General features: G+C 67.7%; 7 protein-coding genes. 2 read left to right on the top strand and 5 right to left on the bottom strand.

Annotated elements, in window-relative coordinates:
- Positions 1-47: 47 nt before the first annotated feature.
- Complete coding sequence (locus tag SMIR_RS23760; protein WP_212727346.1) at positions 48-686, top strand: ATP-binding protein; 639 nt, start codon at positions 48-50, stop codon at positions 684-686.
- A gap of 158 nt (positions 687-844) precedes the next feature.
- On the opposite strand, the gene drmB is transcribed toward SMIR_RS23760, so the two are convergent.
- The 5 genes from drmB to SMIR_RS23785 form a co-directional block, all read right to left on the bottom strand.
- Positions 845-2710 (bottom strand): MrfA Zn-binding domain-containing protein, encoded by a 1866-nt coding sequence (gene drmB / locus SMIR_RS23765; protein WP_212727347.1) that lies wholly within the window; start codon positions 2708-2710, stop codon positions 845-847.
- Positions 2707-5964, bottom strand: a complete 3258-nt coding sequence (locus SMIR_RS23770) for a helicase-related protein (RefSeq protein ID WP_212727348.1) — start codon at positions 5962-5964, stop codon at positions 2707-2709. Before SMIR_RS23770 ends, drmB begins: the two co-directional genes overlap by 4 nt.
- Positions 5961-7865, bottom strand: a complete 1905-nt coding sequence (locus tag SMIR_RS23775; RefSeq protein WP_212727349.1) for a UvrD-helicase domain-containing protein — start codon at positions 7863-7865, stop codon at positions 5961-5963. The genes SMIR_RS23770 and SMIR_RS23775 overlap by 4 nt, the downstream gene beginning before the upstream one ends.
- Entirely contained in the window at positions 7862-12625 is a 4764-nt protein-coding gene (locus SMIR_RS23780; protein ID WP_212727350.1) for a DEAD/DEAH box helicase, read from the bottom strand. Before SMIR_RS23780 ends, SMIR_RS23775 begins: the two co-directional genes overlap by 4 nt.
- Positions 12626-12833: 208 nt before the next feature.
- Positions 12834-13022, bottom strand: a complete 189-nt coding sequence (locus SMIR_RS23785) for a hypothetical protein (RefSeq protein WP_212727351.1) — start codon at positions 13020-13022, stop codon at positions 12834-12836.
- A gap of 544 nt (positions 13023-13566) precedes the next feature.
- On the opposite strand from SMIR_RS23785, the gene SMIR_RS23790 reads away from it, so the two are divergent.
- The gene (locus SMIR_RS23790; RefSeq protein WP_212727352.1) at positions 13567-15720 is read left to right on the top strand and encodes a helix-turn-helix transcriptional regulator; all 2154 of its coding nucleotides are present in this window, start codon (positions 13567-13569) and stop codon (positions 15718-15720) included.
- Positions 15721-15722 lie beyond the last annotated feature (2 nt).

Consider the following 15722-nt stretch of genomic DNA (forward strand, 5'->3'; position numbering starts at 1 on the left):
GGAGATGGCATGCGACGAGAGGGGTCTTCGTGATCCAGGAAGCGTGTATGTCACGGAAGCCGTGGGACCTGGACTTCACCGCGGAACCCGAGGAAGTGGCTGCCTTGCGCCGCCTCATGCGGCTGCACCTGGGGGTGTGGGGCCTGCACGAGGTCACCGACGCGGCCCAGCTCTGTGTGAGTGAGCTGGTGTCCAACATCATCACGCACGTCGGCGCGGGCACCCCGGCCACGCTCGCGGTCTCGATGAACGGCGTTCATCTGCGCATCGAAGTCCATGACCCCGACACGCGCGCCCTACCCACGCTTCTCGACGCGAATGTCGAGTCCGAGTCCGGGCGGGGCATGGCCCTCATCGACGCGGTCGCCGCACGCTGGGGTGTCCAGCTCCGCCCCGACCGGAAGGTTACGTGGTGCGAGCTGGCGACGGGTCTCGCATCGCCGAACGGTCATGTGGAGGGCCCCGGCGTGCTGCGGGCCGAGGCCTTGCTGGAGCTGTGCGCGAATGCGAGACCGCCCCGACTGTCCGGGGCGGGAAGACTGGGGAGGGTTGTGGCCGAGGAGTCGGTGATCACGGCTATCACGGACTTCCTTCACTGGCTTCGGGCGCACGGCTGCGACGTGGACGATGTTTTGGACCGCGCCCAGTCCCGCTATGACGCCGAACTGAACGGCCCGGTGTGCTAATTGACCCGAAGGTCGAGCTTCTGACGCAGGAGCGCAGCGCCAAGGTCCGAGGAAAGCCACCTGTGCGGCCGCAGTGGTGGGAACCGGCAACGGAATGTCAGCTCCGCGCCGGTGTCGGGTCCCACCGGGATGGTGCATGGCCGGCGAACGGCCCGGATTCAGCCGGACACTATGTTCGCGAAGAAGCCGAGATGAGGATCTTCCGGGGTGCCGACGAGCAGCGCGCGGTCCAACAGGATGTTGTTGTGTTCGCAGCTCGTCTCCGGGAGCATCACGCAGGCGTGGCAGGCCGCCAGGTTGATTCCGCCGGCGCCCGACGCCTCGGTCTCCATGCAGAGCGGGTCCGAGGAACACCACTCGGCACGGCGGACGGCCGAACGGACCGTGCGAGCGAGAATCTCCGGCTCACCTTGAGCGACCAGGCCACCCAGACTGCCCGCGGAGTCGCTCGTCGCCGTGTAGATGAGTACCCCGGCCATGTCGTCGGCGGCATACAAGCGTTCTCGCAGGGACGCGGCCGGGTAGCCTGCCTCCAGGCTCCACTCGTTGATGAGGATGTGGGCCAGGGTGTGCAGCAGCACCATGCGAGGGGTGGCGGGGGAGGAGACGACGCGGCTCGGGTCGTCGGCCCGCTGCTCCAACACCCGCTGGTGGGCGGTACGCATCCGTTCGATCCGGGCCGCCACCGCCGGGGCCTTCTCCCAGGCGTCCAGTCGGTCCTCGTCCAGGCGGAGGAAGACTCCCTCGCCCCGCACCTCCATGGCCGGGAGCCAGCGCAGGGGGCGTTCGGACAGTGGCATCTCCTTGGAGTCGGTCGTCGACTCGGCGTCGATGAGTCGCGTGAACGCCTTCAGGGCGCGCACCTCGCGAAGCTTCTTGACCAGCATCGGGCCGGTGACGCCGAGTGGATCGAGCACGCTCTGGTCGCCCAGCGGGGTCTCGCAGACGAACTGTTCGTCGCGGGTGTGCTCGCTCTCGTCGTTGCCCGAGCGAAGACGCTCGTACTCCTTGTTGCGCAGGGCGCGGTAGCGGTGGTCGAAGGTGGGAGCCGCCTCACCATCTGGGTCCTCCTCGCGCTCCGCGTCGAGCAGCGCCATCACCTCGTCCAGCGGTACAGGACACTTTCCCTTGAAAACACCTTTGAGGTAGATCTCGACATGCTCGCGCTCGTCGTACTCACGAAGCGCGTCCCAGTGTTCGGCGAGCGGATCCGCTCGGCCGTCGCTCCACGGTGGGATGGAGAGCGCCGACTTCAGCACCGGCTGCCATACCGCCGAAGAACCACGCTGCAATGTGCGCAGGGGAAGTCCACACTCCTGAGCGGGGGCAGAGGCACCGAGCCATGGACGGGGGCCTCGGCACTTGAGGCCCAGGTCCTTGAGCGCGTTTCTGCGGAAGGAACCCTCCATCGAGACCTCGGGAGCTTGCCCGCAGGTGCAGGAGACCAGGATGGAGCGGAGCGAGGAAGTGTGCCCGGACGTGCGCAGCTTGAGCTTGCCCCCGCACTGTGCGGTCGGCGAGGCACCACGGTCCTTGGAGCGGTGCACCCACTGCCAGTACGGAAACTCGCCGAGGTGTCCGCCCTCGCACGCGACGACGAAACGGGAGGGGACCAGGTCGGCCTCACACGTGCCGCAGATGCTTCTACCGGCGGGCGGGTTGAAGTCGCGGTGCCGCTGCAGGTCGTTGCACTCCGGGCAGGAGTGCATCAAAGGGAAGCGACGGACCCGGAGACCGTCCCTGCTGGTGTCGTCGGAAGCGGGCGGCAGCCGGAAGTAGTCGACGTCGAGTAGCCGGGCCAGACGTCGTTCGTGGATCCGTGGGGACTCATCCCGACTCCAGCTCTGCTCGGCCTCGTCGAGCCCCGAGACGATGAAGGACTCGTGATCCACGGCGATGAGCGACCCGACGCCGTACGTGGTGATCGCCTGGGCACGACGGACCGCACCACGCCGCGGAAGGTTGTGGACGGGTGCGGCGCCGTTCGCGCCGGTCCGGCGACGGCGGGCGGGAGGCGGGGTCATCGGGTTCCCTCCATGAACAGGGCGGACTCGGCATCGACGTCGCGCAGGCTCCACAACGTGGACCACGCCTCGGCATCCTCGGACTCGTCGTCGTACGCCTTCAGGAGCGAAGGGGTACGACGGCCCCTTTGAGGTTCGAACAGCAGGCCGCTATGGATGTCGGCCTCCTTGCACCACCACTCGACGAACTCGTCGAAGGCCTGGGACACGGCGTCGGTTTCCTCCGGGGTGACCGCCTCGACGCGTTCCAGGAGGATCGACTTGATGCGGCCCCGGAGCACGTGTTCGTAGGACTCGACCTGGCTGGCGCCCTCGTTGGGTCGGGCGGCGGGAATCATGATGCGGGCTAGGGCGACGATCACCGCGTGCAGGCCCCGGTCACGGGCGCGGGCGGAGAACGGGGTGACAGAGGTGGACTCGACCTCGCGGTACAGGGCCGAGTGGAAATGCTGGAAGCTCTCGTAGTGGGAACGGTCCCTGGACCGAGTCGAGTTGAGCATGACCGCGACCAGGCCGGGGTGCGTGCGGCCGACGCGGCTGGTGGCCTGGATGTACTCGGCGGTCGTCTGCGGCTGGCCCATTACGCCCATGAGACCGAGACGGTCCACGTCGACGCCGACCGCGATCATGTTTGTGGCCAGGAGGACGTCCACGGTGTCCTCGTCGGGCCACCGCTTCTCGATGCCCTTGAGGCGGGTGGGGATCTCGCTGGCGTCGATACGGCTCGTCAGCTCCGAGTAGTTGGCGACCGAGCGGACCTCCACCCCCTCGCGCTCGGCAAGCAACTCCAGATAGGCCACCACGTCGTCATGGACCTGGAGTTCGGCCGCGGACAGCAGCCGGAGGCTGTTGAAGTAACCGACGAGACTCCAGTACGCGTCGCGCACCTCTTCATCGGTCTGTGCCTGCTTGACCCGATGCAGCAGGGTTGCGTACGTGCGGATCAGCAGGGTGGACTGGCTGGTGCCGGGGGCCAGGAGGCCGACGTAGCGGCGGCTCGCCTTCTCGTCGCGCGGTGTCTCCACGGCGAACCACGAGTCGCGGGCATCCAGACCGGCGGGCGGGAACTGCCGTACTTTGCGGGCGAAGAGGTGGCGTCCCTGGTCGGCGGCGCGACGGATGGTCGCTGTGGAGGCGATCACCTTGGGCCGGTCGGCGAGGGCGTCCACGGCGGTTTCGTAGAGGCCGGTGAGAGTTCCCAGCGGTCCGGAGATCAGGTGCAGTTCGTCCTGGACGATCAGCTCCGGGGGAGGGGTGCCGTCGGCCGGGTCGTTGAGGTTGAAGAGTGCGGAGGTGGCCGGACGCCACGGCATCGACGCGAACTTGTCCACGGTCGCGATCACCAGGGTCGGCCGCGCGTCGTACACCGCCTCGTCGATCAGGTGGACGGGCAGGCCGTCAGTGAAGTCGCAGCCTGCGCCGGGGCATCGGACATACATCCGCTTGGCGTCCTCGTCGACTTCGTAGTTCCGTGCGTCGAGGCGGGTTCCGCACCAGGGACAGGCGTGCAGCTGGACGGGATTCTCGGTGGCGAGGCGCTTGTCGAGGTTTCTCCGCAGTTCATCGAGCTTGAGGCCGGCCGCCGCCAGCGTGTTGGGAGTGGCCGACCGTCCCACCCACATGCCGACGGAGAACTCCTCATGGCCCAGCTCGGGCGTCCGGCGTCGCATGTGCTCCATGGCGCAGAGCAGAATCGCCGCCCGCTCGAACTGCTGGAGGGTGAGCAGCCGCAGCGTGTAGCGCATGAGGACGGTGACACCGCCACCGTCCGCACCCTTGCGGATGCGACGCAGGAACGACGTGAGGGCGATCAACCCGAGGTAGGCCTCCGTCTTGCCACCACCGGTGGGGAACCACAGCAGGTCGGACACCTGCCGATCGTCGTGCGCACGGTCGTCGATGCCGGCCAGGCAGAGCAGCAGGAACGCGATCTGGAAGGGGCGCCAGCGGCCAGCGGCCGGGGCGGGGGCGCCGACGCGTCCGTCCTTCACCCACTTGCTGCGGGCGCGCTGGTCCGCCATGGCGTGGTTCGCGAGGCGGAAAGCGCGCATGACATCGGGCTTGGTCCGCAGCAGCTCGATGCCTTCACGGATACGGTCGAGTGCCTCACGGCAGGCGCTCACCTGGTCCCGTGCGGGCTTCTCGTGGTTGGTGCCCGCCAGAGCGTCCGCCTCGTCCGACTTGCGGTCGATCCAGTGTTCGTACCCTGTGGCCAGCCCTTCCAGAGCGGCCAGGACCTCGGTATCGGACTGCTCGGCCAGCCCCAGCATCGACAGTGCCGAGCTGTCGATCTCCGGGTTGGAGTCGGTCAGCAGCACCTCTACCGTGGGCACGAACTGGCTTCGCACCTCGGGGACGGCGGGCGGTTCGGCTTCGGTCATACCGATCGGCTGGGGAGTCCAGTCCCACTCGGCGGCGCAGCCGTGGCCGACCGCGAAGGTCGGGGCGTGGCGGTGCAGCAACCGACTCGTGGCGATCTCTCGGTCGTGGGCGGCGGCCGGGGCAGGACGCTCGACGAACGCGGTGGAGCCGTCGGCGGCCCGGACCGTCAGGCCGCACTGGAACAGGGAGAAGGCGTCCTGGAGATCTCGCTCGCCGACTTTCTGCGTATTGATCAGAGTGACTGTGACCGTGACCGTGTCGGTGATCGGATCGAGGCGCCGGACGTTGACGTGCAACGAGGCTTCCGGGGCGAGCTTGAACGTCTTCTTCGGATCGGGAAGGGTGACGTCGATGTGCTGGTCGGGGAAGGAGAGTTCCTTGCGCCGCCACTGCTCCCGCTGGTCGGCGGTGGTACGGGCCTCGGCGCGGCGGGCCGGGACGGGCCTGCCGTCGGCGTCGGTGGGTTCGTAGACGGCCGCGCGGGCAGAGACCACGATCGAAGTACTGCTTCTGGTCGGGCGGACTGCGAGGGTGAGACCCATCGAGGAAGGACGCCTGTCTCCCGCAGCACCGACCTCCTGCGCGGTGCCGGACTCTTCGACGTCTTCGCGGGTGAGCACAGGGGCGGCGTCGAGGCCTTCCTGCTCAGCGGCATCCTCGTCCTTCCGTTCCTTCGCCGTCCTGTCCGCGGCACGCGGATACAGCACGCCGGTCAAGTAGCGGTCGATCGGCGCGTCCTGGGTGAGAACCTCGCCGCGATCGTCCGGCTCGGCGTCCTCGGCGGGGCCCAGGAGTTCACGACGGAGCCCCACCAGGAGTTCCTCGTCCCGGACCCGGTAGTGCTCGGAGTGTGGGCCTGCCACCTGCGTCATGCGCGCTGCTCCTCGTAGTCGTCGGCTCTCCGGAACCGGCCGATGCCGGTGATCCGCGGCGCGATCCACACGCCTCGCTCACCGAGTCCGGCGTTCGTGCCGGCGGCGGTGCTGCCGGTCACGGTCTCCAGGGTGTCGATCCGCAGGTCGTGGATCTCGTCGGGCCACCAAGGGTCCCAGGCGCGGTTCACCTTCTGTACCTGGAAAAGCTCCTCGCGGAACCGCTGCGAGGCATCCCCGATCTCCTTTCCGTCGTGCATCAGGGCGTACGGCGGGCTCTCGACCTCGCTCATCGGCAGGTCGTGGCGCTTGCGCAGCAGCACCTCCTGGCCGGGACGCACCTGTTCCAGGAGATACGCCTGGGTGGCGACAGCGTCGGTCTGATGGCTGGGTGGGTTGTCCCGGCACACGTCGCCCGCCTCGGCGACGATCCCGTACCTGTCGTACGACCGCCACGACCCGAGATAGCGACGGCCGTGGCGCTGACTCCCCGCCCGCTTGAAGTGCGGCAGTTGGGGAGGCGCCGCGTGATACAGGTCCTGGCGGGCGCGCGTCATCGCCACGTACAGGGCGCGGGCTTCGGCGGGAAGATCCAACTCGTCCTGGTATCGCTTGTGGAGCTCGGCGAGGGTCGGTGGCGTCAGGACGATCACCCGGTCGAACTCCAGGCCCTTGGCCCGGTGCACCGTCGAGAGGACGATCCGGGAGGTCTCCGGGTCGGCCACTTCATCGGGGAACCTGCCGTCGGCGACCGCACGGCGCAGCCGGTCCAGATCGAGCACCCCACGACCCGCTCCGCGCGCGACCCGACGCAGCACAGTCCACAGGGCGGCGGCGTTCGGTTCGTATGGGAGAGGGATCTCCGAGAGGAGGGTGCTGAACCGGTCCTCGGTGAGGCCGGTCGCCTCCGTGCGGCGCAGCAGCTCGGCCACCCAGTACGGCACCGGACGCTCCTCCAGCGGGCGCCGTAGCCGGTGGTCGATGCCGTGCGCGTGCAGCAGGCCGGAGATCACGAGGGCCTGTTGGTTGTCACGGGTGAGGACGGCGCAGGTGTCGGAGAGGTCCCGCAGGCCGCCCAGAGTGAACTCGTCGTCGAGGTCGCCCATGCCGTTCGCGGGATCCAGGAGGATGTCGCGCAGTTCCTCGTAGAGCGTTCCGGCCTCGTCCGGATCGCTCAGCTTCTGGAGCAGGGGGCCGTGCGCCAGTGCGACCCGGGCCTCGGCGGTGGTGGCCCGGAAGTTGCGGGTGAGGTGCAGCTCCACCAGATCGTCGGGGTAGGAGCAGCGCAGCCAGTCGAAGAACCGGCCGGTCTCGTCGGCGCGTCCGCCCAGGTCCGCGATCTGGAAGCCGTACACGGACTGGGCGGCGTCGCCGACGACGGTAAAGCCGCAGCTGTCCTGGTACCGGTCGAGAAGTGTCTCCACCAGCTCGCGGCGCCCACCCAGCAGGTCCTGCACCTCGTCGATCACGACATGGGCGGGCGAGACCGCGTCGCCGATCTCCAGCGCGCCCTTCTCGATCGCGCGGGTCGCGGCGGCGATCCGCTCGTCGAAGCCGACCTCTCCCCACTCGCTGTCCGGATGCGCCTGGAGGAGCACCTCATAGGCCCACGCGTCGAACGTACGGGCACGTACCCGGTGGGCTCTTTCCCCGTGCCGGGAGATCCGTTCGCGCAGCTCTCGGGCGGCGGCTCGGGAGAAGGTGAGCACCAGGATCTCGGCCGCCTCCAGCGCCTGTTCGGGGTCCTCGTGACCGCACAGCGCGTCGAGTCGACGTACCAGGGTGTGGGTCTTTCCGGCACCGGCGCCCGCGGTGACCAGGACACGAGCGTCCCAAGGCTGCTCGACCACGGCCAGTTGCTCGTCGGTGAGCGGGGGGCTGTCCTGGTAGGCGTCGGTCACTTCCGGCTCCAGAGGTGCTCGAACTCATTGAAGGCGAGGTCGGTGTCGAAGTTGGTGATGTTGTCGCTGATGTTGAGGATCAGACAGCTTTCCTTGCCGCCGTTCCGTGGTCCGCGCAGGCCGCGACCGATCATCTGCTGGTACACGTTGGTGCTGTAGACCGGCCGGGCCACGACCACGGCACGAGTGGCTGGCGCGTCGAATCCCTGGGTGAGCACACCGTAGTTGGTGAGGACCCGGATACGTCCGCTTCGGAAGTTCTCGATGCGAGTACGACGGTCCTGCGCACTGGTCGTCGAGTCCACGGCGGCGGACCGGACACCCCGGTCGTTGAGCATGGCCGCCAGGTACTTGGCGTGGTCGACGGAGGTGGCGAAGAGCAACGTCGGCCAGTCGTCGGGCAGTTCGGCCACCGAGTCGACGATGCGTCGACTGCGCGCGTGGTCGTCGGCGAGCCGCTGTTCGGCGGAGCGGGAGAGCATGGCCATGCGATCGGCGTGCGTCTTCTCGTCCCGGGTGAGTTCGATACGGCCGCCCTCAAGGGTGCGGTGCTCGACCTGGGCGAGCATCCCCCAGTCCTGGAGATCGTGGTACGGATCGCCCGACGGGAAGACCCCTTCGTCGAGTCGTCGATTGCCGAAGCGGCCGGCCAGACGGCGGGTCTCCTCCTCGTTGCGGTTACGGAACGGGGTGGCGGTCAGGCCGAGGAGATGCCGTCCGGTCTCGTACTGGGTGAGTCCCAACTGGCCCAGGATCTCGGTGTACCGCTTGGAGATGGCGGTGTGCGCCTCGTCCACGATCACCAGCGCGGCCTGGCGCAGCCAGGCGTACTGGTCGGTGCCCAGGCACCGTTCCAGCTTGGCGTCGGTGGCGACCACCAGGTGCGGGTGGTCGACGACGTTCCCGACCTCGTTGGTGCTCCACAGTCGGCTGATGGTGAGCGGGCGCTCGGCACCCACCTTGTTCCAGACGAATTTCCAGCTCTGGACAGCCTGTTCGCACAACTCCTCGGTCTGCGCGATCCACAGCAGCGGGCCCTTGAGGTCGCCGATCCGCTTCACCCAACGGATCACGGCCTCAGCGGTGACCCGGGTCTTGCCGGCGCCGGTAGGCAGGGACAGCATGCCGCGTTGCGGGGCCAGCCGGTCGAGCATCGTGGAGATGTTCCGTACCAGGTCCTCCTGGTATTCGTGGAGGCTCGGGAAGTCCCGAGGGCCCTCGACGGTCTCGAACGCGGGCGGGGACGGAGTCCTCGAACCGGCGAAGGCGACAGGCAGCCTCAGCTCCGAGACGAACGCGATCGCTGCCGACGAACCCCCGTATGCGACTGGAGCGTTGGGGAAGCGCGCCTGGATGTCCCGCGCATGCTGCTGGAGCACTCCGTCACCGTGCGCGTTGAACGCCATCTGCGCGATCCGGCGCCCGGACGGCTCCACGCCGTCGGTCTCCTGCAGCTCGGCCTCCATCAATCCCTCGGGGAGGCCGGTCCGGAGTGCGTCGGCACTGATCAACAGCTCGATCTTGGCCACCACGTCCGCGGCCTCGCGTACTGCCTTCTGTGCCGCCTTCAGTTCGCTGTCACGAGCCATGCGATCCTGGTGCTCCAGGACGGCGCGACAACCGGAGGCGCCGAGGCCGAGGCCGAGTTCGCGGTCGATGAGACGCAGCATCGGCTCGGGCTCCAGAGGCACGCGGACCTTGACGGTGCCGTCCTGGCGCAAGGCGTCCAAGGGGGAGGCGTGCGTGCCGTTCGGCGTACGGGTGACCTCCTCCAGTTCGCTGCACCGTTGCACCATGCTGTTCCGATGCCCACTGTTCAGGCGCTGCCGCAGAGCGGGGAACAGCTCGACCAGAGGCACGGGGTCACCCTCCGGTACTTCACGGGTCTCCCGGCTGATCACGTCGGCGTAGCGGAGCATCCCCCACTTCTCGATCATCAGCTCGGCATCCTCGGCGGTCGGTACGAGGAGCGCAGGGAGCTGTTCGGCACGGAGCGCCCGGTACTGAGCCGCTCCGACGGCGATCGTGATCTCGTCGTCGGGACGGGTGTCCCAGACCTCGCCGATCCGGCAACGGGTCAGGGAGTTCTCGGGGAAGTCCGCGCCGAACCGGGTCAGCATCACGTACGTGGCGCCGACGAAGGAGTCGTCCTCGCTGTGGGTGACCTCGTCGAGAAGCGCGTCCCAACGGTCGGCGGGAACTTCGTCGACGGTGGTCGGGAGCCGTAGCCTGCGAGCCTTCTCGGAGGAGATGTCCGCGACCGGCAGTACGTCCCGGTAGCCGGCGAGCTGGGAGCCGACGGCCTCCTTCAGCGGCTTGATCCCCTGGGAGGTGGCCACCGTGCCGAACTTCCTCAGCATCCACCGGATCGGCGAGATCACCGCCTGGCGAGTACTGGTCTGCGCGCCGATCTGAAGCGTCCAGTTGTCCACCACGGCGTCGTCGGGCAACTCCTTCAGGAAGGCGGCGCGTGATTCCTCGGAGAGAGCTCGGAAGAGGTGGAGCGGGCCACCGATCGCGGCGCCCTCGACCTTCATCCGGTTCAGCATGGGGCGCGGGGCGCGACTGTCCAGGCCGCGCAGGTAGGCGGCGTGGACGGCCGCGCGATACTCCTCGAACCATGCCTCGTCCGCCTGGGGCTGCACCCCGCCGGACGGCCGCTCCCGCAGACCGACCTGGGGGAAGAACGGGGTGTCGTCGGAGTGGAACGCCATGTCGACGGCGATGCTCGGATCGCGCGTCGCGTCGACGACCGTACCCGGCAGCATGCAGTTCTCGACCGGCCGGAACCGGCCGTCGGCGGTCCGCACCCGGAGCGTCGAGCGCGCAGTGGGCACCCGCTCCAGGACCTTGTGGGCCAGGCGACGCACCCCCGCCTGACGGAACAGCTCCCAGAACCGCTCCCAGTCCGAGTCGCTGTAGTGATCGAAGCCCTGGTCGAGGACGCTGACGAACCGGCCCTCGACATCGGCCTCGCGAATGCCCAGGATGTTGAGCGCGTGAGCCAGCGACGGATCCTCGGCCAGTTTGTCGACCACATACACCAGTGCCTCGCGCAGCCCGCCCTGGTCAGCGCGGCGGAACACCTTGCCGTGTACGGGGGCGATGAGACCGTGCTCCTCGGTGAGCACGATGTGGGCCGTGCGGGCCTCCTCGGCGTAGGGGGAGTGGGCCTCGATCATGTCCGCGAGGATTCGGATGGCCACTGCAGATGCTTCGGGGGTCCCGCTCTCGACCAAGGCCTCCAGCCACTCACGGACGCCGGTCCGTTCGTGTCCGGCCGCGCCGATGATGTGTTCGACCTTGCCGGAACGGAGGGCGTCCGCCTCCGCGCTCGGGTGCAGCCAGTTCGAGGGGCGCCCGGGGCACTCGTTCCACATCCGCAGCCAACCGGACAGTTTCCTCAGGTCCCTGTCGAGCCGCGGGGGGATCCGCAGTTGTGTGGGGACGCGCAGGACGCCGTCCTGGTCGGGCAGGGAGGGGCGGTCCGTGGTGCGGGCCCAGACCTCCCTGGTCAGAAACTCGTCGGCCCAGCTGATCGCCTCCTTGACGCGGCCGGGCAGCAGGGGGAGGTAGGCGGCGGGGTCCTCGGCCGGTGCCAGGGAGGGGAGAGAGTCGACGACAAGCTTCGCCGACACCCTGATCATCTCTTGGTTGAAGGGGGAGGAGTCCAGCAGGTTCTGCCTGTCCTCGTTGGTCTTCCAGGCTCCGTTGAGAATGCCGCTCAGCGACATTTCGTACTTGGTCGGGAAGAAGGACCAGAATTTGCCGCGTCCGCGCGACCGCGGGCTGATGTACAGGCCGCTCTCCGGGTCCTTCTCCAGGGCCGGGACACCCCAGGCGAGGTCGAGCAGAAGCCGGTCGTGCAGCTCTCCGGCATCCGCGCGAGCACTCGGACCGGGCTCGTGGGTGGTGCTGAACACGCGCCACCGGTCAGTGGTGACGGCCTTTCCGGTCCGCTCCTCGACCACGGTGTGCAGGTCGTCGGTCTGTCGGGTGGTCAGCGTACGTCGGACCATGGGCCGGGGCCGGCGGTCCTCCAGCACGACCTTCGCGACGTGCGGGGAGAAGAGCTGGAAGCCCACCGGGAATTCCTCGCGAGGCTCGCCGTGGTCCTTGGCGCGACCGCCGTGCATGTCCCTGCCCAGCCGGTCGTCGGCCCTGGGGAGCAGAGGCAGTCGAACGACTGTGGTGGCCCAGTCCAACAGCTCGTTCAGGACATGATCGGCAGCGCGCTCGGCCTGCACGTCGAGAGGTCGGGCCATCCGCAGCACGGGGGCGTCGAAGTCCGGGCCGTAGCGTGCCGTCACGCCAGGTACGGCCTTGATCTGCGCGTACGACCAGGCGCGGTCGAATCCGAAACTTCCCGTGCTGCTGAAGAATTCAGGCGCGTCGGTTACCACGAGGACCGACTTGACGCCTACTCCGAAGCGTCCGATCTGCCCTCCACGCTTCTTCGACATGCTCATTCGAAGAATTGTCTCCGCGCCCTCAGGGGTGACCGGATTACCCTCGTTCGCGCAGTACAAATGGGTGTCCGTGAGGATTATGTAAACTCGTCCACCCGGCTCGTCAGCCATTTCGTCTGCCGCGTTCTGGACGAGTTCGAAGAGCTGGCGGTCGCCATATCCGCCCTGGGTGATCCGGCGCTCACCATTGGCGTGCTCGGCCACGAGACCAGCGTCCACCGCGTAAGTCTGCAGGACGCGTGAGGACTGTTCGAGAACGGTTTGGACTACGGAAGAGGACGAAGGCGGCACTGCTCTGCACTCCTGAGTTGTGAAAGTCCGAGTGAAATTTCAGCGATGGGGCCGGCCGCGCCGGCTTCGTCGAAGCCGGCGCGTGTGCCTGTCGTGGTGCTGGTGTATTGGCGTCGCAGTGCCTTCGGAGAACGTGAAGGCGTTGGGGGTTCGGGCCTGCCGAGAGGAACGGCTTGGGGCTGTGACCTGCTCCTTTGTGCTACCTCGCTCAGGTTGTGGGGAACTCGTCCGGCGGCAGACCGGGAATCCTGCCGTCGGGAAAGTCCTTCTCGGACAGGTCGTAGTCCTGGAGAATCTTCATCACCTCGGCCTCGGTCTTGGCCGCGTTGATTGCCAGTTCGAATGAACTCATTTCCCGAGACGAAAACAAGAAGTCGTTGTATCCCTGCTCAATCATGAATGGCGCACCCCTATTCAGGTTGCACAGGGGTGAATTGGGCACACGTCCCCCGCGAAAATGGATGAAATCGATAGCGAATCCCCATTGGGATTCTTGTTGGCTGAGAACACTAGTGGGTGTTGGCCCGGTGCCGCCAGCCCTTTCGTCGAAATGCTTCTGCGGTGGTGGAGTGGCGACTTGGTGTGTGCCTCGGTCTCCTGTTGCGGGGCTGAATTTGGGTGCACTTCTCCCCGGGTCGCCCAGCCTTCCCGATTTCGGGTTTCGTGAGCGAGATGGGATCCCCATCGTCAACAACCGTATCGAGAGTCACCCGAAGGTGCAACCCCAACTCCCATTTATCCGGGGGGAGTTGGTCGCTCCATTTATGGAAGTGGCGCATAAGGGGAGAGACTTGGCAATTCGGGGTAACTTGGACACCGAGTCAAAGGGGTCCGGACGATGGGGTCGATCAACTGTTGGTTGACGCTTCCGTGCGTGTCAAATTAACCTCGTGGTCCACAGCACATGATCTGCATGGACTCCGAGGAAGAGCAGGTGACGCGTGGAGACAGGTGAGGAGTTCGGGCCTTGGCTGGCCCGCCAGCTCAAGCTCGCGGGGAAGACACAGGCCGAACTGGCCGACGAGCTCCAGCTGACTCGGGCCGCCGTGTCCGCGTGGATCACCGGCAGGTCGACTCCTCGCCCGACCGTCATGACGGACATCGCCAAGGCACTTGGCACGGACGTGGGTACGGTGCACACCCGCACCACCGACACCCAGGCCGGCCTCCCGGTCACCTGGTACCACCGGCCCGGCTACTCCGACGGTGGTCGTGACCTGGGCAATGCCGCTGCCTTCGCCTTCGATGCCGACGTGCAGGTCCTCGCCCGCGAGACCTGCCAGAACAGCCTGGACGAGCGCCTTACGGAGAACGGTCGTCCGGTCCGGGTCCGTTACACCCTGCACGAGCTCACCGGTGAGGCCCTGGACTCCTTCCGTGAGGCGATCCTCTGGAACGATCTGTTTCCGCACTACTCCGCTGTCTCGGAGGTCGCCGGTAACCAGAAGGTCGGTCGGGTCGTGGACGCCGGGGTGCGCGACATGTACGAGAAGGGCCGTCTGGTCCTGCTGCGTGTCGACGACTACAACGCTTCCGGGCTCATCGGCGGCGACTACGCGGACGGCAAGTTCGCCGCCGTGGTCAGACGGCAACTGGAGAGCCTCAAGTCCGGGCCCGGCGCGGGTGGTTCGTACGGCCTGGGCAAGGCGACGCTGTGGGCCACCAGCGCGCTCGGACTCGTACTCATCAACTCCACCTTGTCCGTGCCCCACGAGGGCCGTACCGAGCGACGGGTCATCGGCCGTCTGGAACTGCCCTGGCGTGAGGTGGGTGGCGAGTCGTACGCGGGCCCCGCATGGTTCGGGCGCCCAGACCCCGATTCACCTGGTGCCATGGTCGCCCGTTCATGGTGGGCGGACGAGGAGACGGTGGCACGCCTGCATCTGGCCAGAGAGAGCGACGAACCCGGTACGTCTTTCCTCATCGTCGGCGCGCACGACGTGGCCAGTCTGGAGGGGAACACGTCCGACGCCGACGACGAGTCGATCGGTGACGAGGAGGGCGACGAGGACACGCGTGACATCCGCAAGATGCACGGCCGTCTGGTAGAAGCACTGGGACGTGACTTCTGGGCTGCGATGACCGGCGGCGGCAGCAGGCTCCCCCTTCTGGAGGTCTCTGTCCGTGCTTTGCAGAACGGCAAGGAGGTCGTGCCGGAGAAGCAGGTGGACCCGTCCGTCGAGCAGCCCGCCCGGACTCGTGCCCTCAGGGCGCACTACGAGGGCACCACGGTGGATCGTCTCACCGAGGCCGGGCAGGTGGCGGCGCGGAGCGTGCCGCTGAAGCTGCCGCCCTCCGGCGGTGCTCATGGGACGCTCGGTACCCACCAGGCGGTCCTACTGGTCACCGAGGCCGAGGGGGACAGGGACGGCGACGGGGGAAAGAACCAGGTGCACTCGCTGCGCGGCAACCGCATGACCGTCAAGAGGACCGGGGTTCAGAGGCTGCCGCTCGGGACCAACCCCTTCCAGGCCGTTCTGCTGGTGGGTGAGGCAGCCGGGGAAGCGGCCCCCTTCGCGAAGGAGGCCGAGGAATTCCTGCGTGCGGCGGAACCGCCTGAGCACGACCGCTGGGGACAGACGGAGGAGCTGACGCTGCGCTGGTCCCCGTCCGCGTATCGGCGGATCAGCGCGCTGAGCGCCGAGGTCAACCATGCGGTCAGGGAACTTGTCGCACGGCCGAAGCGCAGCAGCCGTGAGGGCGGGGAGGCCGTGCGCAAGGCGTTGACCGTGAGAACAAAGCCCAAGGCCAAGGCACCCGCCGGGCCCGTGGTTCCGGTGCTGGACGGACTCGACGCGACGATCGGGGACGGCGGGGAGTGGCAGATCACCGCGGAGGTGAGCATCCCGCGTGGTGACGAGGTCGTCCCGATGGTGCCGGTCGCCCAGTTGGACGTGCGCTCTGGCGGCCGCCCGAAGCTGGACTGGGCTGAGCTCGTGGCCGTCGAGGGCTGTGAGGTGGAGGACGGGACGCTGCACTTCAGCCCCGGTGTGCGTCGCGCGAAGTTCCGAGGGTCCACGGATGTCACCAGTCACCCGGTCAGGACCACGCTCACTCGTCTCGTCCTCGAACTCCGTGCCGGCAAGGGGGAGTGACG

This window comes from Streptomyces mirabilis (assembly GCF_018310535.1).
Classification (GTDB): Bacteria; Actinomycetota; Actinomycetes; order Streptomycetales; family Streptomycetaceae; genus Streptomyces.